The sequence below is a fragment of the Mesorhizobium sp. LNHC232B00 genome (assembly GCF_000502435.1).
In the GTDB taxonomy this organism is placed as follows: domain Bacteria; phylum Pseudomonadota; class Alphaproteobacteria; order Rhizobiales; family Rhizobiaceae; genus Mesorhizobium; species Mesorhizobium opportunistum.
In genome coordinates, this window is the sequence record NZ_AYWP01000019.1 from 72,039 (window position 1) to 92,233 (window position 20,195).

Below are 20,195 nucleotides of genomic sequence, written 5' to 3' on the forward strand. Positions count from 1 at the left end.
TGTCCGGGATGCACCAGCAATCAAGGCACCGGATGAACGCGCTACTCGCCAGATGCTGCATCACCCGCTTGTCCCAGACATAGGCCGGTCCGCTGCCCTGCAGAGCAACCTCACCTGCTCATCGCATGCCACATTCCCAACCGGGTTGTTCAGGCGAGTGCAAATACCTCAACCTCAGATTGCCTGTTTCGAAGCGAGTAAGCGCCGAGGGCTCGAATGCCTTCTATGTCGTGCTGGACGGCATCGTAGGTTGCTTTGCTCAGGAGACAAGTTGTCCCAACTTCCTTGTTCAAACTTTCCAGTCGCTGGGAGAGGTTCACGGTGTCGCCATAGAGAGTGAACGATAGCCGCTCATCGCTTCCCACCGTTCCCGCGGCAACCGGACCAGTCGCTATTCCGATGCGGAGACGCAACCGATGGCCGTGGAATTTTGAAGTCTCCAGCGCGGCTACAATATCCCTGGCTGCTCGAACCGCGCTCAGCTCGTGTTTCTCAAGGCGCAGGGGCACATTGAATGCCGCAATAACAGCATCACCAAAATAGTTCACAATAAGCCCACCATGCAGCGTGATCTTCTCACTGATTGAGCTGAAGAGCTCATTCAGGAGGTGAATTACCTCATGCGGCTGCAACTTTTCCGAAATGGCGGTGAACCCCTCGACATCCGCGAACAGAAGTGTTGCCCTTCGAGATTGCGGGGCGAGTTGCCCATCCCCCTCGAGTTGCGAAATGACTGCAGCCGGCACATATTTGCCGAAAACTCGCTGCATCTGACGACGTCTTTCTTCAGCTGAAACTCTTGCAAGCACAACCGAACGAACGCCATAGACCGCAATTGCTGCGATCCCAGTGACTGCAGACAGGATGAGAACCTCCTCCACGCGCGATTCAATCCCGAGGAAATCTGGATTCAGAACAACACGATTAAAGACTTCCGCCGATGGAGCGACCGGTAGGTCCCCGAATGAGAGTGTGTTTTGCATCCCCGAGGCGATCCATATCGTAGAGAGAGTGAGGCCGACAGCACAGCAAATTCCCGTCCAAAGGACGATGATAGGTGATAGAGTCAGGATCGATTCGGCGATGACGATGTAGTAGAATTGGCCTCTGGTTGTGAGGAATACAAGATTTTGGGGGATGTCATCGCCACTACTTAACGGAGCGACTGCGAGGATTGCCGACACAAGAGCGGCATCGGTAAAAAAGAAGATATAACGAGTGGCATTCTCTAGCCAGGTTTCGGCAGTTCTCAACGCGAACAGGCCTGCAAAGGCGAGTAACAGCGTAAATAGCCATATAGCGATATTTGTGGGGTAGTGATAACCCGCTAGAAATACAAACGCCAACGCAGTCAAGGCGAACGCCCTACCAAAAATGGCCAACCGAAAGCCTTTGCGCTGCGCCTCCGCCAGCGCCTTCTCGCCGGTGGCCGATATTTCCGTCTCTTTGGCGCCGTGAAGTTTCAATTGTTTTGGCCAAACTTCAGCCAACGTCGAAGCCAGCATGGTGGGGAACTGCATCACGTGGTGGCCACCTAGTGGTTCGGTTTGAACCTTTCGAGCCGCTAACTCAAAATAGTCCCTAACTGTATGCGGAAAAAGCCAGCCTGGCCATCACGCAAGAGCCGACTCAAGCCGTAGGGCGCCTGGGCGCTGGGACTCTCGACTCTCTGGAGCGCGTTGGTACCGCAGCACCTGCGGCGATGATCCAGTCCTCAAGTCAGATTTCCGGGATACGATTGGCCTGCTGCCGGTTTCGTGGACACCGAGATGAAGGTGTTTAACGGAACTGGAGAGTTGGAATGCAAAGAAGGAAGTTCAGCCGCGAGTTCAAGCTTGAGGCGGTGAGATTAATCAAGGATCGGGGCGTTGCGGCGGCCCAGGCTGCCCGCGACCTCGATCTCCACGAGAATGTGCTGCGCAAATGGGTGCGCGAGGTGTTGAGCTCCGCGGCGCGACGCCGCCCGGAGCCGATCTTCACAATCAGACCCTCTTTGCACGTCCGGGACAGATACACCGGCGTATTCCTACGCCGGTCATGTCACAGCTGCGCACTTCACTCCCCTTGCGAGCGAGAGCAACGGCTCGGTCCCGAAGTGTCGGAATGGAACCACCGGCAAGGCGCAGTGCCTCTGTGCGGTCCCGATCTCGGTTTCGCGCCCTGGCGAAGGGCTATGAAGAACTCGTAATTGGCGGCTTCGCCGATCCCGGCGAGCCGTAGCGATCCGAAACTGCGAATTCGAGTCCCCTATGCACCCGCGCTCGGCTCTGATGCGATAAGATGTTGCCAACCTGTATCACCAGCGATGCGTGAGTGCAGATCAAGCTTGTCCAACACCGGATTCCATGGACCTCAGGCGAATTGTACGCTGTATCGGACAATAAGGGGTACGGATACCGCAGCGAACGTCTGCGGTGGAACGGGTCAATGTCGTCGGCAGAAGAGCGTCCGGATAGGTCTGTCGGCGGCTCCGTCGCGGGAACGAAAAAAGAAGAGAAGCAGAACTTCCGTGTGCGATTTTTGCACACAGCGGCTCGTAAATAGCTTATTTTTATTTATATATCTGCCCCATCCATCATGGGTGCTATCGGCATATCCGCTGCCCCAATTCCAGTGTGCCATTTATGCGACTTTAGAGCACAGACCGGGAACATCGACGGTCCCGTTCATCGCCCAAGGCCAGTGTAGCGTTGGAAAGCCAAAGTGGGGGTGTCGTTCGTGCGTTTCATATTCGGTGGGGAACCTGTTGACGGTTACTCCGAACAGGTCAACCCGACAGGCCCGGACCGGTGGTCGAGATGACTTCCCCCGTTGCAAGGTTCTCCAGGAATGTCGTCGACGGGACGAAGAACAATGTGCCAGTGACCGCACGGCTGAAGTCCAGCAACCGATCGTAGTTGCCTGGCGGGCGGCCAATGAACATGTTCTCGAGCATCTGCTCGATTCTGCGCGGCGAACGGGCGTAACCGATGAAATAAGTACCGAACTCACCCTTGCCGACGTCGCCAAACGGCATGTTGTCGCGGACGATCTCCAACTGCTCTCCGTCTTCGAAGATCGTGGTCAGCGCATTGTGCGCCGAGGTCGGTTTCACATCATCGTCCAGTTCGATATCTGAGAGCTTTTTTCTGCCAACAATTCCCTCTTGCTTCTCGATGGGGAGCGCGTTCCAGGCTTTCAAATCATGCAGGTACTTCTGCACGATCACATAGCTCCCTCCGGCGAATGAGGTGTCCTCCTCGCCGATGATCGCGGCCTTGACGGCGCGATCATCCACCGGGTTTTCAGTGCCATCGACGAAGCCGATCAGGTCGCGGCCATCGAAATAGTTGAAGCCGTGCACCTCATCCGCCGTGGAGACTGCACCATCGAGTTGCGACATGATCTGTGTCGCCAATTCGAAGCAAAGATCCATATGCGTGGCACGGATGTGAAAGAGGATGTCGCCCGGCGTCGAGACGGCATGATGCTGGCCTTGGATCTCGCGAAATGGATGCAGGTCTTTCGGTCTGGAGGCTCCAAACAAACGGCCCCATGCATCGGAGCCAAACGCCATGACACACGAGAGCCGGCCGTCCAGGTCACGGGAGCCGACTGCGCGCAGAAGCGCGGAAAGATCGCCACATAAGGCGCGCACGGTCGCTTCGTGTTGTGCTCCGGAATTGACCGTCACGACGAGAAATATCGCGGCCCGCGTCAGTTGCGCGACGACGGGTTGGGAAACAGGGGATGGCAAAGTCAAGTCCACAATAGATCCTCCTTATCTTGTTCGTAACGCACCTGGTCGATGGGCATCGGGGAACGGCGGAGTTGCGGTTCACCTAATTCGAGGTAGTCTCAGGATCATCTCGGCATCAGCCGGTCACGATTTTGCCCGATCAGTATTCGCCGACGTCGATGACTGCCTGGGCGAAAGCCCGTGGGGCTTCCTGCGGCAAGTTGTGGCCAATTCCGCCGGTGATGATCCGATGCGCGTATCTGCCTGAAAATTTCTTGGCGTAGGAACTGCTGTCCGGGTGGGGCGCCCCATTGGCATCCCCTTCGAGGGTGATGGTGGGCACCGTGATCACCGGGCTTTCGGCCAGCCGCTTTTCCAGAACGTCATATTGCGGCTCGCCTCGAGCCAGGCCGAGCCTCCAGCGGTAATTGTGGACGACGATGCTGACGTGATCCGGGTTGTCGAGGCACGCAGCACTGCGATCGAATGTGGCGTCATCAAAGTCCCATTCCGGCGAGGCGATCCGCCAGATAAGATTTGCGAAATCACGCCGGTATTGTTCGTAGCCGGCACGGCCGCGTTCCGTCGCAAAGTAGTACTGATACCACCATTGGAGCTCGGCCTTCGGCGGCAGCGGCATTCTGTTTGCGGCGAGACTGCCGATCAGATAACCGCTGACCGAAACGAGAGCTTTGCAACGCTCCGGCCAGAGCGCCGCGATGATGCAGGCTGTGCGTGCGCCCCAGTCATAGCCGGCGACGATTGCTTCGCCGATCTTCAGCGCATCCATCCATTCAATGACATCGACAGCCAGCACCGACTGCTGGCCGTTGCGGACAGTTTGACTGGAAAGAAACTGCGTCGTGCCATAACCGCGCGAATACGGAACGAGCACCCGATAGCCCGCCATCGCCAACAAGGGAGCGACATCGACAAAGCTATGTATGTCGTAGGGCCAGCCGTGAAGGAGGATAACGACGGGACCGTTGGGCGGACCAGCTTCAGCATAGCCGACGTTCAGCAGGCCGGCGTCGATTTGCCGGAGCGCGAACGAGGCAGCCGTCGAGCGTTCTGTCGTTGCTCCGTTCAGCGCTGAAACGCCTTGCGCCTTAGCTGAGCGCACTGTCGTGAATTGAGTAGCAGCCAGACCCATTGCAGCAACGCCGACAAAGGCCCTGCGATAGCGATCAATTTCTCCCGGCGGTCTTGGATTTTCCATCCTCGCAACCTCTTCCCCGGCACTATCGGATGCCACCTGCTTTGGCGCAGCATCGGCATCACCTTCATTCATCGGCTTGGCGTTCCCACCCTGCGTGCCTTGGCATGACGCGATTGCCGGGCAGCGTAGAAAGTTGCGTTTGATCACACGGGAAGGGCAAGCTGAGTGGCGCCTCGCCTCCCATCCTTACAAATTCGGGGCGTAACCCGTCGCCGCGCTTGGCAGCGAATAGGTGGAGGTTATGCAGCAACCGAAGCATGGACAAACTCCTTCGTAATGTGTTGTGGCTGAAGGGTGACACGACACGCGGCCGGTCTCGCACTTAGGCAAGGCCCTCGCGCTTCATTGCGATGCGAACGGCCGGGCGGGCCGCAATTCTGGCGCGCAGCGCTTCCAAAGGAGCGGGAACAGGGACTTGGAAGCGGGCTGCCCAAAGCAGCATCACGAAAAGGTAGAAGTCCGCCACGCTGGGTTTCTCGCCGAACAGATAATCCGTCTTGAGCCCGTTCGCGAAGAGATCGAGTTGCGCCGTAATCGTGGTGCGTGCCTTGGCTTTTTCAGCGTCGCTGCCTTGGTGCCACATGGGTTTGAAGCTTCGGTGTATTTCGGTCGAGACGTAGGTCAGCGCTTCGAGAACGCGCGTACGACCCATCGGCCCTTCCACGCCGAGTGCCGGGTATTGCGCCGCTATCCAATCGAGGACGGCGACATTTTCTGTCAGCGTTTCCCCGCTATCCAGCACGAGGGCGGGAACATACCCCTTGCGCGTGACAGTGGTGAAATCGTCGCCGGAGCCCGTTCGTTTGGTTTTGAGATTGACCGTTTCGCGCTCGAAGGCGACACCCGCCTCCTCCAGTGCTATGTGGTCGGCCAGGCTGCAGGCGAGAGGGCTATAGTAAAGTTTCACGGGTTTTCCCTTTTTGAATCCTGACGAAGCTTCGCAATTGTCCGGCGGCGGCGCCCGCCTAGCTGGGCACTTGCCAGCGGTGTCCATCAGGCTCCAGAAGATCTCACTTGCCGGGGAGGAAGGCTACGACACCGACAGGTAGGCGTGCCTATGCCGAGGTATGATCAGCCAAGCAATCGTTCTGCGATTGCCCGTGCAATGCCGGAATCCCGCTCAAGTGGGGAACGGCAACAACCAAGGATTCGCAATCCACTACGCCTGGCGTCCTCGAAAGTCCCGCAGTCCTTCGCTCAGGGCTCATAAACGAAAGTATTGGACACATGGGCCCTTGGCACGATGGCCCACATCCCGCTGCGGCCGGCATAGTTCAACTCGAAATGAGCAAACGCGAACGGCGAAAGGCCGCGGCCGGGTTTTCCGACTGCACGCCGACGCACTGAAGCAGCTTTCCAATCAGAGGAGTCGTCGTCATGGCCGAGCTATCCCAGACCGAAACCGGCACTGCCGCATTGCCCGCCGAGGCTGTGGCCGCGGTGGAAGTCGACGTCTCCTCGCTGATGCCGGGAATGTCGCTGGTCGTGCAATGGCGCGGCAAGCCCGTCGTCGTGCGCAACCGCACGGAGAAGGAAATCAAGGACGGCAGAGCTGTCAGCTTGGCCGAGCTCAAGGATTCGGTCGCCCGTAACGCCAATCTGCCGGCCGATGCGCCTGCAATCGACGCCAACCGCACAGCGCCGGGCAAGGAAGCCTGGATCGTGATGGTCCAGGTCTGCACGCACAGCGGCTGCATCCCGGTTGGTCAGCAAGGCGAGTTCGGAGGCTGGCTCTGCCCGTGCCACGGCTCGCAATACGATACTGCCGGCCGCATCCGCAAAGGCCCAGCGCCCGAGAACATGGCGGTGCCGGTGTTCCAATTCATTTCCGACACCAGAATCCGTATCGGCTGAGATGGGGCGATTTCGATGAGCGACAAAGATTCGACCTATACGCCCAAGACCGGTATTGAACGCTGGTTCGACGCCCGCCTGCCGCTGCCGAGGTTGGTGCACGATAGCTTCATCGTCTATCCCGTCCCGCGCAACTTGAACTACGCCTATACGTTCGGCGGCATTCTCACGGTCATGCTGGTTTCGCAGATCCTGACCGGGATCGTGCTTGCCATGCATTACGATCCAGATACCGGGTTGGCCTTCAATTCAGTCGAGAAGATCATGCGCGACGTGAATTCGGGATGGCTGCTGCGCTCTCTCCACGCGAACGGCGCCTCCTTCTTCTTCATTGCCGCCTACATCCATATCTGCCGCGGGCTCTACTACGGCTCTTACAAGGCGCCGCGTGAGCTGCTGTGGGTGCTCGGATGCACCAACCTCTTGCTTATGATGGCGATCGCCTTCATGGGCTATGTGCTGCCCTGGGGACAGATGTCGTTCTGGGGCGCCACCGTCATTACCAACTTTTTCACGGCCATCCCACTGGCCGGCGACTGGTTCCAGCGGCTCCTGCTCGGCGGTTTCGCGGTCGGCAATCCGACACTGAATCGCTTCTTTGCGTTGCATTACCTGTTGCCGTTTGTGCTTGCAGGTGTGGTGACCTCGCATGTCTGGGCGCTTCACGTCGTCGGGCAGAACAATCCAGCCGGCATTGATGCGAAATCAAAAACCGATGTCGTGGACTTCACACCCTATGCGACCGTCAAGGACGCGTTCGGCATCATCGTGTTCCTGTTCTTCTTCGCCTATTTCGTCTTCTACCTGCCGAACTATCTCGGCCATCCTGACAACAACACCGTCGCAAATCCGCTCAAGACGCCTGCGCACATCGTGCCGGAATGGTACTTCCTGCCCTTCTATGCGATCCTGCGCGCCATCACCTTCAATGTCGGGCCGATCGATTCCAAACTTGGTGGCGTGCTCGCCATGTTCGGCTCGATCGTGGTGCTTTTCGTCGTGCCGTGGCTCGACAGGTCCAAGGTTCGCTCGGCCGTTTACAGGCCATGGTACAGGGTGTTCTTTTGGCTCTTCGTCGCCAACGGGCTGTTTCTCGGCTGGCTTGGTTCGCGGCCGGCCGAAGGGAATTACGTCGTCATGTCTCAGTTGGCGACGCTTTACTACTTCGCCTTCTTCCTGATCGCACTGCCGGTGCTAGGCTTAATCGAGAAGCCACGGCGGCTGCCCAACTCGATCACTGAAGCGGTGCTCGAGAAGAACAAGGGGGCCGGCGGCAAAGGCGCGATCGCGGTGGCCGGCGACCAAACGTAGATGGGAAGAGGCGATGATCGTGTCTCGCCAGCCCGTCTCAAAAGGCGCCGATAGCAACACGCTCTGGACCGAACCGTTGCGTCGAGGCGACGAGACAACTTTATGTCGAGCGCCAGCAACCGCTCTGCTCCGAATGATGAAAAACAGGGATTGCGATCATGGTCGATCTGGGTCCGGTGATGAACTGGTGGAACTCACCTCTGATATACATCGTGTCGCTCGGCCTCGCCGGAATCGTCGTTTGGAACCTCGTTCCGGGACGCTTCGCCAATGCGAGGTTGATCGTCCAGCTCGTGTTTTTCCTCGCAATGTCGATCATGGTTCTCGAACTGCGGGTCGTCCCATACGAGCCCGCACGAAGCGATGGGACGACCAGTGGAGCGATCCTCATCGGATCGGTCAAGCTGCTGTGGTGGGTCCATCTTGCCTGGGCGCTAATTGGGTTTGTCCGTATCTATATCGTGTTCGAGCGGCAGCCGCGCGAGGCACGCCTCCTGCAGGATGTCGTGGTCGGCATCGTCTATACGGGAATGCTCCTTTCAATCCTGGCGTTCGTCTTTGCCGTGCCGGTCGGAACGCTCATCGCCACGTCGGGCGTCTTTGCCGTCATGCTAGGTTTGGCGCTCCAGAATACGCTTGGCGACGTATTTTCGGGAATCGCGCTTAACCTCGGCCGCCCTTATGTGCTTGGAAACTGGATCATCCTGAACGACGGAACCGAGGGCCGCGTCGTCGAGACCAATTGGCGCTCGACCCAACTCCTCACCCCGGCCCACAACGTCATCGCACTTCCGAACAGCCTTGTCGCCAAAATCGGGGTAACAAACCTTAGCGGCCCAGACGAGAGCCATGGACTTGCCGTGACGGTAAAGATGTCTCTGACGAAGACGCCGGCTATCATCGTAGACACGATGCGCATGGTCCTGCTGAGCTGCAACTCGATCCTCCAGGACCCCTCGCCCGTGGTAGCCATCACAAGCCTGGATGGGGCGGCAATCGAGATCGAGCTGTCATTTCGCGTCGCCAGCCTTGATCAGCGGATTACAGCTCGGAACGAAATTTTCGATCTCGTCTATCGCCACTCAAGGTCGGTCGGGGTGCTGCTGGCAGCGCCACTTTCGGCTTCGATTGCAGTGACCTCCCCGCCAATCGACGGGACGCCGACCTCCCAAGGCTTCGCCGCGATCGACCTGATCAAGGCCATACCGATCTTCTCGACGCTAACGGATGCCGAGCAGGAGGCGCTTGCCGCGACGACCTCGGTTCGCAGTTATCGCAAGGGCGACGTCATTGCAGAACAAGGAGAGATGCTGGCATCCCTCATGATTGTCCGGAAGGGCGTCATCGTCCGGCAACATGTCCAAAGCAATGCCAACGTGCAGGAGGTTGGCCGGCTTGCACCTGGCGACTTCTTCGGCGAGACCGGCCTGCTCGCAGGTATTGGCGAGACGTCGACATTGCGGGCAATGACCCACGTCGTGGTCTACCAGATAGACCAGCAGAGCTTCGCGCCGCTCCTACTCGACAGGCCCGAGATGGCCGATGATCTTGTGGCAACCCTGTCGAGGGGGACTTCGGCTTACGGCGAAACCGGCATCCCCGGCCAGCAGCACGATAGCTCCAAATTCGCGCTCCTGAAAGCCATTCAGGCTGTCTTCCACACCGCCCCATCGGAGCACGCTCGAGCACGTGGTCGACCAGGCATTCGAAAGGACAGAGATTCATGACCATCCGCCAAAGCGACATCGTCGGCATCGAGGCACTCATCCAGCCGAGCGTGCGTGAGTTTGCCGACGGTTTGAAGGTACGGCGCGTATTGCCCTCCTCGAACCGCCTGATGATCGGCCCCTTCATCCTGTTCGACCATTTCGGCCCCGCGGTATTCGACGCAGGTCGCGGTTTCGACATGGGGCCGCATCCGCATATCGGGATTGCGGCCGTGACCTATCTGTTCGACGGGGAGATTATCCATCGCGACAATCTCGGTGAAGTGCAGACCATCCGCTCCGGCGAGGTCAACTGGATGACGGCCGGGTCCGGCATCGTCCATTCCGAACGCACGTCGCCAGAAGCCCGAGCACCAGGAAGCAATCTCTTCGGCGTTCAGGCCTGGGTGGCCCTCCCCACCAAGCACGAAGAAGTTGCCGCCCACTTTTCACATTATGGCGCTCCCGAAATCCCACGGATCTGTGGCGACGGGGTCGAGTTCACTTTAATCGCCGGGGTTTCCGACGGGTTGGTGTCTCCGGCAAGGACGTACTCCGACCTGGTCTGCGCCGAAATCGTGCTCACCAGCAGTGCGCGATATCAGGTGAAACCCGGATATCTCGAGCGTGCGATCTATGTTGTCGCCGGCGAGATCGAAGTCATGGGCCAACTTGGCACGTTCGGTGAAGGCGAATTGATCATGCTGGAGCCGGACGCTGAGATCGTGCTCCAGGCGCCTGCCTTCCATGCCGCGCGGCTGATGCTGATCGGCGGCGAGCCTCTTTCCGAACCACGTTATATTCATTGGAACTTCGTCTCCTCCTCAGCCGAACGGATTGAGCAGGCAAAGGCGGACTGGCGCGAAGGCCGCTTCCCCGGCGTACCAGGCGAACACGGGTTGATGCCTCTGCCACAGGAAGAATAGGGCGGTGACGGTTTCGGCGGTAGCCACATCCGCCGGTCGCCGGCGGCGTTATGACATCGAGTAGAGTTTGCGCATCGTGCCCTCGTCGATTTGACCGTCGAACCATACGTCGAAGATGGTCTCGAGCAGGAACTCGTCGTTACTTGCTTCGGAAAACAGCGTTAGGGACGCGTGCAATTTCTTTGTATCTTCATCACCGAAGACCGCGCGAGCACTTAGATTGGAAAGTCGTTGCAGTGTGCCGACGCATTCCCGATAACGAACGCCCAGTATCGGCGATTGGAGGTAAGCGCCTGCCTCGTCGAGTGATGTGATCGCGTACGGATCGGCGTCAGTGTCGCTTAGCCCGGCAGCCAACCTCGGGAAGATCAACTCCATGTATGGAGTACACATCATGCCTCGACGCAGTATAGCCAGGGCGTCGCCGTAGACCGGATCCTGAGCGTTGACGAACCTCTGCAAATTATATTGGTCGTCCATCTCGACTCAGACCTTTTTTTGCAAACAGCTGTATTCGGGGCCTGATCACCCTGCAACGACATCGGTGTATTCCGGATGCCTGGCGACGAAGCCGCTCATGAAGGGACACTTCAAGACCGCTTTGCGGCCCGTTTTGCGGAGCAATTCGAAGGTGCCTTGCGCCAACCGCGACGCGATCCCCTGTCCGGAAAATTCCGAAGGCACTTCGGTATGTATCAGCGCTACCTTGCCGTCTTGGAGCGAATAGTAGGCCACTGCGAAGGCTTGACCGGTGATCGGGAGCTCGAACCGATGCTGCTGAATGTTTTCTGTGACCTTTGCGTGCATCTCTATCTCTCGATGTGCGTTGCGTGAGGCTCGATGTAGCTTGCCCGGTCGCTATCGCATCGCGCGCAGACGTAGCGTGACAGTTGTGCCTGCCCCGGGCGCGCTCTGAATATCGATGCTTCCGCCTGACTCTTCGGCAAAGCGCTTGACCATTGGCAGGCCGACGCCGCCGAGGCCCTCCGTTTTTGTGGTGAAGAAGGGATCGAATGCGAAGGCAATCGTCTCGGCGGTCATTCCCACACCGTGGTCGGCGGTGGTGATATCCACCTGAGCGGCTGAGGAGCCATCAAAGACCACTGCGGTATTTATCGAGATCAGGCCTCCGTTGGGAGATGCATCGCGCGCGTTGAATACCAGGTTCAGAATCGCGTTCTGCAAATCCAGGCGATTGCACCTCACTGAAGGCAAGTCCGGCGTCACTCGAACCTCAAGACGAATCTTGGGATCCGACGCACTTCGAATGAGGGTCTCGATTTCAGCCAGACAGGCGCCGACATTTGCATATTCGCTTTCTCTGCGGCTCTCTCGGGCGGAACTGATAGTCTGGCGGACAAGCGCGCCGGCTCGTTCCAGGGCAGTTCTGGCGCCCGAAATTACATGCCCAAGCGCTGGAGCCGCCGAGACGCTCGGATCACGGGCCAGGTGATTCAATGCCGACGAGGCGACCTGGATGAGATTGCCAAGGTCATGAACGATGCCGGCGGTCGCTAGCTGAATGGGCAGGCCATCTCGTGGAATCTCGGGCGGGCTGTCGAAGACATCCACTTTCACTTCCGGACGAGACATTGTAACCCTCATGTTTGCTCACGCAGAATTCAGTTGCTTGAAGACGGTACAATAGAGGACGGGAGTGGTCGATTAGATCGAGTAAGAAGCCAAACCATACTGCAGTATATGTCCCGCGATCTGCGGACCATCGCCAGTGCGGGACCAAACATCTCGCGAGACAGATCTCCCGCTCTTTCGTGCTCATCGCACCGTCGCGAGATTCTCCTCTATTGGTAGCCAACGCCCCCGATATAGTTGGCGAGCAGCCGCTCCTGGAGCTCTTCCTGTTGGAAGAGCGCCTTCATCGCGTCGCGGATATCGAGGACGCCTATCGGCTTAGCGCCGGCGCCGAGCACCGGTAGGTTCTGGAGCCGCTGTGTTGTCATGGTCTGCCAGACCGAATGCAGGTCGTCATCGGGCCCACAGGATACGAAAGACCGGCTCATCAGTGTCGATACCGGCGCTTCCGCCGACCCCGAATTCGCCAGATGACGGACAAGGTCTGACTTGCTCAGCACGCCTGCCGCCTCGCCACTGCCATGGCATACGACAACCAGGCCTATGGCCGGCTTAGACAGCCATAGCGCAGCTGCCCGCAGGGACGTGTCGAGGTCGACCGCCGCAAGGCGCGCCGATGTTTCTGGATGTAGACTGTCAATTCGCATGATGCCCTCTTGAGGCCTCTCGCGGCCGCAGCCGGAGAGATCAGGTTCGAGGTTTCGCTTACTCTTCGAAGGGAGTGTTCATCACAAAATCGACTGAAGACGGCGCCTTGTAGCCGGCCACAAAGCGCTCACCGAAATCCCGGGCAAAGTTGTCGTAGGTCGTTTCCGGGTTCACCTTGGCGATGTGACAAAAGCATCGCGTCATCCGCCGCTTCATTTGAAGACGCGGAAATTCGCCGACGATCCTGGCTATCTCGGCGGAAGAGATGAGACTGTATTGCAGTCCGACGACATCAAGGCAGATGCCGGCTGTGCACAGCGCCACCTCGGCTTCCTTGTAGAGGCCAATCGACGGCGTCGAATTGAGAGCGACGCTGTCCCATGTCAACTGAGCACGACGCTCGTCGAAGCCGCCTTGCCGGACGAAGGCGCGGGCCAGATCGGCGCCTTCCACCTCGAAACGGCGCGGCCCGGCGAAGGTCTCGTTGAGCGTGACGTCGTGCAACAGGGTTCCGACGGCAACAACTTCACCGTCGTGCTCGATGTTCTGGACCTGTGCGATGCGGACGGCGAAAAGCCATGATCGAACCACGTGGTTGAACAAATACGGTTCACATAGCTGGCGGGCATGTTCGATCGCCCGGCCGACAAGCGGCGTATCGGGGACCGAAACCCCTGCAAGCGTGCGCCTGGCGATCGCATCCATGTCAGTGCCTTTCCTTCGCCGATTGTGTGTCGGTTTGACGCCCTTACCTTGGCAAGGGCGTCACCAGTTCATTTCGCGTAGGTCGTCAGGTTGGTCTCGTTGGTATCGACGACGAAGACCGCAAGCAGGCGAGCGCGTTCCGTCTTGCTGGCGTTTTCACTGACGGCGTGATGGTCGCCCGGAAATTCCGAGAAGCTTTCGCCTGCACGGTACGTCTTCACGGGCCCACCGTTGACCTGGCTTCGGATCGCCCCCTCCAGCACCGTGGCATAGATGAACGCGGAACTGGGATGGGTATGCGCCGGCGATGTCCCGCCCGGCCCGTACTCGACGAGCACGGCTTTCAAGCTCTTGCCGGGCACATTTGGAAGGGCGTGGTCGTAGACGAGCTTCACGCTGTCCGCGTCTTTGGCCATTGCTGCGGTGACGGATGCGGCGGCGAGCGCTGCACAGAGGAGTTTCCTGATCATGTCCGATATCCTTGTTGGAATGAGAGCTAGGGAATGCTGGTCTGATGGGTCGCGAAACCGGCGTTGGTACTTACGCCGGTGGCGTGTATCGGCTGAGCCAGTCGTCGAAGTGGACGGCGCCGATACGCGCGTTCTCGCCGGGGACAAGCGTTTGATCGTCGATTGCCACTTGACCGTAGTAGAGAGCGCCAGGATCCGAGACGATTTTGCGCGGATCGTTGGTGGCCTTTAGAAAGCGACCGACGAGCTCGCTCATACGAACGCGATCGGGGCCGGCAATTTCGATCGTGCCGTTCACTGGCGCTGCTAGGGCGACGTCCGCCATCGCATCGGCAACGTCGTCGGCTGCCATTGGTTGGAAGTACGCCGGTGACATGTGGACGGTATCCCCTACGGCGCCGGTGTTTGCGATGGCGGCGGTGAACTCGAAGAACTGTGTGGCGTGCACGATCGTGTAGGGGATAGCGGACTCCTTGATCAGCTTTTCCTGAAGCAGTTTGCCGCGGAAATACCCCATGTCCTGCAGCCGGTCGGTGCCGACCACAGACAGCGCGACGTGATGGCGGACGCCGGCGGCCGCTTCGGCTGCAAGAAGATTACGCCCGGATGCCGCGAAAAATTCGAGCGCGGCCCTTTCCTCGAATGACGGTGAGTTCGCGAGATCGACGACGACCTGTGCCCCGGCAAGAGCGACGGCCAGCCCTTCTCCGGTGACGGTGTTCACTCCCGAATTCGGTGAGGCCGCAAGCACGTCGTGTCCCTTCCTGCGCAGTCTTTCCACAGTCTTGGAACCGATCAGCCCGGTTCCGCCGATGACGACGATCTTCATTTCCAATCTCCTTTGTTGAGGGTGTTGATTTGCGGGTGTTGGTCGAATGTCGGCTTTCCGGCGAGCTACTCGCTGGCCGATGCGGCGTCCTCGATAAGTGAGGTGACCTCGTCGGGGTGCGAGACCATGAGCGCGTGGGAAGCACCCTCGATGACGACCGTCTTCACGGCGTGCGCGCGCTTGGCCATGAAGCTCATGACGGCTGCCGGGATATTTCGGTCATCGGTGCCGTAGATCATGTAGGACGGCAGCGTTTTCCATGAAGCTACGCCCGAGGGCTCGGCCAGGGCTGCCTGCGCGATCGGGCGTTGGGTGGCGGCCATCAGCGACGACTGCTCTTCGGGAACGTCAGCCGCGAACTGGGCTCGGAATTTGTCCGGCTGAATGAAGAGATCCTGGCCGCCGTTCGGCGACGCGACTGGAGCAAGCGCGCTTGCCAAAGTGCTGCCGGGAAACATGCTGGACAAGGTGGCGCTCGATTCGCCGTTATCCGGCGCGAATCCGGCCACGTATACCAAGGCCTTCACATTGGGATTGCCGTTGGCGGCTTCGGTGATCACGGGTCCGCCGTAGGAATGCCCCACCAGCACGATCGGTCCGGGAACCGACCGGATGATGGCCGAGACCGCCGCGGCATCGCTGGCGACGCTGCGGAGGGGATTGGCTGCCGCCTTCGCCACATAGCCGTCCCTGCCGAGTTTGGTTATGACCGCGTCCCAACTTGACGATTCGGCGAAGGCCCCGTGCACCAGCACGATCGTCGGCTTGGGCTTCGCTCCGGCCGCCTGCGCCGTTGCGCCACCCGCGACGGCAAGCGCGGCGGCCAGCGCCAGGATTCCAGTGACATTTCGCATTTGCTTTCTCCTTTGTCGGCCTTCCGTTTGACCAATGTGGAGAAGAATGCGCCGATCCGGGGCGCCGACCTATTGTGCGGAATGGTCGGTCATACGATGCCAAGGTGCAGGGTGGGTCATCGCTGCGATCAGGTGACCTGGGTATTCCGCACGCGGATCGCCGGCAGCGCAGGGGTTCGTGACCAATACAAATCCATGGAGCTGCTGCCTCCAAACACCACTGCCGCCCCGGCGTAACGGCAAGACTCCCACCGCGAACGACATTGCCCTGACCTTAGACCTTCACAGCCCATGCTTTCGTATGGATCAAACAGCCACATCGTCTGATCGTTCCGCAATGACGCAGCATTTATATTGTTATTGTGAATACGATCCAAAATTAACCATGGAGTTACCAAAATGAAGAACACATCTCTTGCTGCCGCAATCCTTCTTGTTGCAGCAGGAAACGCCGTCGCCGGAAGCGATCACTACGGATCAAACTCGGTCCAGCAACCCGCAACTTCTTCCGAGAGCATGCACACCTCCTCGATCAGGAAGACGGGCAACGATGCCGGCGTGCAGGAGACCGTGCGCAAGCCGATTGCTCCCAGCAAGGACCCGGGCCAGGGCATCTGGGGTCACTAGCACCCGAAAATTGTAGAACCTGGAAGGACCGGGGCGTCGCCCCGGTCCTCTTCACGCTTTCCAAAGGACCTTGAAAGTGCGTGGGGGCCCTGACACAGGTTCTGAGACCGGGGAGCTATAAAACCACCTTTCACCTTGGATCTGGCCGGGTGGGATGGCGATCGACGCTCGACCGTCAAACGGCAGCGACTTGGCTACCCCAGCTCAAAGCAATGCCATTCCGCCGTCGACCCGCAGATTGACACCGGTGACAAAACTGCTCGCGTCCGAGGCCAGGAACAGAGCGGCTTTTGCCAGTTCTTCCGGCTGGCCCATTCGACCAAGGGGAATTGCTTCGGCCATGGACTTCTCGAAGGATGCTCGCATTTCGGCCGGGACACCCAGTTTGTCGAGAATAGCCGTATCCACGGGGCCGGGGCTGAGCACGTTGACGCGTATGCGACGCGATTTCAGTTCTATCGCCCAACTGCGCGCGAAGGCGCCGATGGCTGCCTTGGAGCCTGCATAAACGGCATGGCCTTCCAAGACCTTCTCGCTGGCGATTGATCCCGTCAGTATGACTGCGCCGCCATCGCGCATCAGCGGGATCAGTTTCTGCACACCAAAGAAGACGCCGCGCGCATTGATAGAGAACTGCGCATCGTACTCGTCTTCGGTAACTGCCGACGAATGCGTGATGGTGTTCACGCCGGCGTTCGCCATATAGATATCGAACGCCCCAAACCTCTGATGGATCTGTCGCGCGACATCCTCGTGGTGCGCCACGTCGGCTACATCACCCTGAATGCCCAGTGCGCCGGCTCCGATCTCGGAGACTGCCTCCTCGACGGCACGCTGTCTCCGGCCGGTGATTACGACCTGCGCCCCCTCCGACGCGAAAGCTTTCGCGGCGAATAGCCCAATCCCACTGTTTCCCCCGGTGATCAACGCGGTCTTTCCTGAAAGTATACCCATTTGCATTGCCTCTGATGATTTTCACGAGAGCCGCCGCAGTTGCCAACCGCAGTTCTCAGCGTGAACTCGGACGGCTGAGACCAGAAAGCTTCTCCAGGAGCCATCGATGCTGAGTTTTCATAGTCAGGCTGGCCGCACCGGTGTTGTGCGGCCAGCCATGACCGCCGCTTGAGAGCACTAGCCCTTGAGGAAGGCGAGCAGATCGGCGTTCACCTGGTCCTGGTGTGTGGCCGTGATCCCGTGGGGCGCGCCGGGGTAATATATGGCCTTTGCGCCCTTGATCAGCCGCTCCGACTTGACTGACGAATCCTTGACCGGGACGATCTGGTCGTCCTCGCCATGCAGGATCAAGATCGGTATATCGAATTTCTTGAGGTCCTCGGTGAAGTCGGTTTCGGAGAACGCTTTGACGCATTCATATGCATTCACGAGACCGACCTGCATGCTCCAGAGCCAGAACTGATTCAGAACCCCCTGGGAGACCGTGGCGCCTGGCCTGTTTGCACCATAAAACGACTGTGCGAGGTCCAGATAGTGCTGCGAGCGATCCTTGAGGAGGCCAGCCCTTATGCCGTCGAACACTTCGATCGGAAGACCTTCCGGATTGGTCGGCGTTTTCACCATGATCGGCGGAACAGCGGCGATAAGAACAGCCTTGGCCACGCGTTCCGTGCCGTGCCGTCCGATATAGCGAGCGACCTCGCCTCCCCCGGTTGAATGCCCGACCAGCGTGGCGTCCCGGAGATCCAGCGCCTCGATCACGGCTGCAAGATCGTCCGCGTAGCCATTCATGTCATTGCCGGACGTGGCCTGGCTGGAGCGGCCATGGCCCCGCCGGTCATGAGCAACCACGCGGAAGCCATTATGGGCCAGAAAGAGCATCTGTGCATCCCAGGCGTCGGAATTCAGCGGCCAGCCGTGTGAGAAGGTTATTGGCGGACCCCTACCCCAGTCCTTGTAATAGATTTCCGTACCGTCCTTGGTTGTGATGGTGCTCATTGTTTTGCGTCCTGATTGAGGGGTGGGAACATGTGGGTTTTGCTGGGCGCCGGATGACGAAGCGACTGGCAGTCCGGCTATGACCGCCGCTGAAAAACTGGCCAACAAGACGTCGCGGCGGGTTGCACCGAGGGTGAAAAGTCCATCCATACTCATCGTGTCCATCCTTGGTGAGCGGCTTCTCGGGTCGGCTCACCATCACGATCACCGGGTCGACCTGCACCGTCGCTTTCGGGGGGAGGAGCGGGCGAAGGAGCGGCGACGCCCGATGATCGTGATGGCTTGCGAGGGAGAAGATGCGCCGATCCGCCCCGCGAACCTATTCTACGCAAGCATGTGTCGTACGATGCCAAGGTGCAGGGTAGGTACGCCGAGGTGCTGGAACTGTCGCTGAGATGGGGCAAATGATGCGATGACGTTGGTTCGTGCGCGACGTGCCGCGTGCGGCTGTCACAAACACGACCTATCAAGCCGTATGAGGATTCTTCTCAAAACGAGGAGCGGCTGATCGCGAGCAAGTCACCGCCCGAACGGACCGCGATAGGTTTCGCCTACGTGGTCCTCATGTTGAGTAATCAACTCACCGCCGGCCAGAGCGCAATATGCTTAGGTGTACAACGCGTTATTATAATGACAAAGGCTTTAAAGCTTTCGCCTTATAGAAATTGCACGGCATTTGCCGCTCTTGGAGCACTTTGGACCTCACAACCCCGGAGTGCTTTATGCGCCTTAGCTTTCTTTCTGGTTTCCTCATTGCGGTTCTTGCTGCCGGGCCATCGACTTCTGCCAGCGCACCGCACTCCGGCGTGCCGCTCGGGCAATCGACCGACCCGTCGGCACGTATCGTCGTAGGCAAGGCCGACGTTAACGGTGTGGCCTATCACTATTTGCTGGCAGCAGGCGGCCCGAAAACCGTGGTGTTGTTGCATGGTTGGGGCACGACCTCATACATGTGGCGCTTTGTAATGCCGCAACTGGTGGCGCGCGGTTACACGGTACTTGCGCCCGATTTGCGCGGTTTGGGGGACACCGCCAAGCCTGCGGCCGGCTACGAAAAGGCGGCGATTGCCGAGGATATTCGAGCACTTGTCAATCAGCTGAACCTTGGTCCGGTCGTCAATCTCGTCGGTCACGATATGGGTGGCATGGTCGCTTATTCCTATGCGGCGCAGCACCCGGGGGAAGTCACCACACTGGCAATCGTTGACGTCCCGCTGCCAGGCATCGAACCGTGGAACGAATTGATCCAAGGCCCTCGCACTTGGCATTTTCGCTTCCACTCCGTACGCGACGTGGCGGAAATGCTCATTGCCGGTCGCGAGCTTGAGTATTTAAAGTGGTTTCACAATGCAGAGGGGGTAAATACTCGCGCGTTCGACACCGAAGCCGACGAAGTCTACGGCCGTTCTTATGCCCAGCCTGGCGCATTGCGCGCAGGCTTCGAGTACTACCGGGCTTTCCCGCGTGACGAAGAACAGAACAAAGCCTTTGCAAAACACAAGCTGACGATGCCGGTACTCGGTATAAGCGGTTCGGGTGGCCTGGCATCGATGTACGAAGGCCATCTCCGCCACGTCGCCGAAAACGTACGGGCCGTAGTAGTCGAAGGCTCAGGCCATTGGGTTCCGGAGGAGCAGCCGGCCGCCGTCACAAGGGCCCTGATCGAATTCCTGCCACCAGCATACTAAGCTTCGCGGCTGGCTGAAGCACAACATTAGCGATAGTCGCCGTGATGGAGATACGCCGCTCCAAAGCTTTCCCAATGCGCCGCCGTTAGCTGGC

The 20,195-nt window shown here is 59.0% G+C and carries 20 protein-coding genes and 1 pseudogene; 7 read left to right on the forward strand and 14 right to left on the reverse strand.

Going from position 1 to position 20,195, the window contains the following annotated elements:
• Positions 1–149: 149 nt before the first annotated feature.
• Entirely contained in the window at positions 150–1,520 is a 1,371-nt protein-coding gene (locus X743_RS147800; RefSeq protein ID WP_023767320.1) for an adenylate/guanylate cyclase domain-containing protein, read from the reverse strand.
• 281 nt (positions 1,521–1,801) lie between these two features.
• Here X743_RS147800 and X743_RS0136580 point away from each other — a divergent pair.
• Positions 1,802–1,936: pseudogene (locus tag X743_RS0136580) on the forward strand (transposase); the annotation flags it as partial.
• An 831-nt stretch (positions 1,937–2,767) separates the two neighbouring features.
• Here the strand turns inward: X743_RS0136580 and X743_RS147795 are convergent.
• The 3 genes from X743_RS147795 to X743_RS147785 all read right to left on the reverse strand — a co-directional run bounded on the left by X743_RS147795 (position 2,768) and on the right by X743_RS147785 (position 5,844).
• A complete protein-coding gene (locus X743_RS147795; protein WP_198028468.1) occupies positions 2,768–3,748 on the reverse strand; it encodes a Dyp-type peroxidase in 981 nt (326 codons plus the stop codon).
• A 130-nt stretch (positions 3,749–3,878) separates the two neighbouring features.
• A complete protein-coding gene (locus tag X743_RS147790; protein WP_031258032.1) occupies positions 3,879–4,937 on the reverse strand; it encodes an alpha/beta hydrolase in 1,059 nt (352 codons plus the stop codon).
• Between the two features lie 322 nt (positions 4,938–5,259).
• Complete coding sequence (locus X743_RS147785) at positions 5,260–5,844, reverse strand: glutathione binding-like protein (RefSeq protein WP_023767324.1); 585 nt, start codon at positions 5,842–5,844, stop codon at positions 5,260–5,262.
• Positions 5,845–6,314: 470 nt separating this feature from the next.
• Here X743_RS147785 and petA point away from each other — a divergent pair, with 470 nt between their 5' ends.
• From petA to X743_RS147765, 4 genes are all read left to right on the forward strand, one after another.
• Positions 6,315–6,791, forward strand: a complete 477-nt coding sequence (gene petA, locus X743_RS147780; RefSeq protein ID WP_023767325.1) for a ubiquinol-cytochrome c reductase iron-sulfur subunit — start codon at positions 6,315–6,317, stop codon at positions 6,789–6,791.
• A 15-nt stretch (positions 6,792–6,806) separates the two neighbouring features.
• On the forward strand, positions 6,807–8,102 hold the full coding sequence (locus X743_RS147775) for a cytochrome b N-terminal domain-containing protein (protein WP_023767326.1): 1,296 nt from the start codon (positions 6,807–6,809) through the stop codon (positions 8,100–8,102).
• Between the two features lie 158 nt (positions 8,103–8,260).
• The gene (locus X743_RS147770) at positions 8,261–9,829 is read left to right on the forward strand and encodes a mechanosensitive ion channel family protein (RefSeq protein WP_023767327.1); all 1,569 of its coding nucleotides are present in this window, start codon (positions 8,261–8,263) and stop codon (positions 9,827–9,829) included.
• Positions 9,826–10,734, forward strand: coding sequence for a pirin family protein (locus X743_RS147765; RefSeq protein ID WP_023767328.1), 909 nt, complete (start codon positions 9,826–9,828; stop codon positions 10,732–10,734). The genes X743_RS147770 and X743_RS147765 overlap by 4 nt, the downstream gene beginning before the upstream one ends.
• A 48-nt stretch (positions 10,735–10,782) precedes the next feature.
• Here the strand turns inward: X743_RS147765 and X743_RS147760 are convergent, their stop codons facing one another.
• The 8 genes from X743_RS147760 to X743_RS147725 all read right to left on the reverse strand — a co-directional run bounded on the left by X743_RS147760 (position 10,783) and on the right by X743_RS147725 (position 15,815).
• The gene (locus X743_RS147760; protein WP_023767329.1) at positions 10,783–11,214 is read right to left on the reverse strand and encodes a DUF1810 family protein; all 432 of its coding nucleotides are present in this window, start codon (positions 11,212–11,214) and stop codon (positions 10,783–10,785) included.
• A 45-nt stretch (positions 11,215–11,259) separates the two neighbouring features.
• Entirely contained in the window at positions 11,260–11,541 is a 282-nt protein-coding gene (locus X743_RS147755; RefSeq protein WP_023767330.1) for a GNAT family N-acetyltransferase, read from the reverse strand.
• A 51-nt stretch (positions 11,542–11,592) separates the two neighbouring features.
• Entirely contained in the window at positions 11,593–12,327 is a 735-nt protein-coding gene (locus X743_RS147750; RefSeq protein WP_031258034.1) for an ATP-binding protein, read from the reverse strand.
• Positions 12,328–12,536: 209 nt separating this feature from the next.
• The gene (locus tag X743_RS147745) at positions 12,537–12,974 is read right to left on the reverse strand and encodes a CBS domain-containing protein (protein ID WP_023767332.1); all 438 of its coding nucleotides are present in this window, start codon (positions 12,972–12,974) and stop codon (positions 12,537–12,539) included.
• Between the two features lie 58 nt (positions 12,975–13,032).
• On the reverse strand, positions 13,033–13,680 hold the full coding sequence (locus X743_RS147740) for a hypothetical protein (RefSeq protein WP_023767333.1): 648 nt from the start codon (positions 13,678–13,680) through the stop codon (positions 13,033–13,035).
• Between the two features lie 68 nt (positions 13,681–13,748).
• Complete coding sequence (locus tag X743_RS147735) at positions 13,749–14,150, reverse strand: cupin domain-containing protein (RefSeq protein ID WP_013896611.1); 402 nt, start codon at positions 14,148–14,150, stop codon at positions 13,749–13,751.
• Positions 14,151–14,220: 70 nt separating this feature from the next.
• Positions 14,221–14,979: an SDR family oxidoreductase gene (locus X743_RS147730; protein ID WP_023767334.1), complete on the reverse strand. Its 759-nt coding sequence runs from the start codon at positions 14,977–14,979 to the stop codon at positions 14,221–14,223.
• A gap of 65 nt (positions 14,980–15,044) precedes the next feature.
• Positions 15,045–15,815, reverse strand: a complete 771-nt coding sequence (locus tag X743_RS147725) for an alpha/beta hydrolase (RefSeq protein ID WP_085984582.1) — start codon at positions 15,813–15,815, stop codon at positions 15,045–15,047.
• A gap of 417 nt (positions 15,816–16,232) precedes the next feature.
• Here X743_RS147725 and X743_RS1000000171010 point away from each other — a divergent pair, with 417 nt between their 5' ends.
• Positions 16,233–16,460: a DUF680 domain-containing protein gene (locus tag X743_RS1000000171010; protein ID WP_013896614.1), complete on the forward strand. Its 228-nt coding sequence runs from the start codon at positions 16,233–16,235 to the stop codon at positions 16,458–16,460.
• Positions 16,461–16,664: 204 nt separating this feature from the next.
• Here the strand turns inward: X743_RS1000000171010 and X743_RS0136585 are convergent, their stop codons facing one another.
• Positions 16,665–17,414: a glucose 1-dehydrogenase gene (locus X743_RS0136585; protein ID WP_031258036.1), complete on the reverse strand. Its 750-nt coding sequence runs from the start codon at positions 17,412–17,414 to the stop codon at positions 16,665–16,667.
• A gap of 177 nt (positions 17,415–17,591) precedes the next feature.
• A complete protein-coding gene (locus X743_RS147720) occupies positions 17,592–18,569 on the reverse strand; it encodes an alpha/beta hydrolase (RefSeq protein WP_032923284.1) in 978 nt (325 codons plus the stop codon).
• A 566-nt stretch (positions 18,570–19,135) separates the two neighbouring features.
• Between X743_RS147720 and X743_RS147715 the strand changes: the two genes are divergently transcribed.
• Positions 19,136–20,101: an alpha/beta hydrolase gene (locus X743_RS147715; RefSeq protein WP_031258037.1), complete on the forward strand. Its 966-nt coding sequence runs from the start codon at positions 19,136–19,138 to the stop codon at positions 20,099–20,101.
• Positions 20,102–20,195 lie beyond the last annotated feature (94 nt).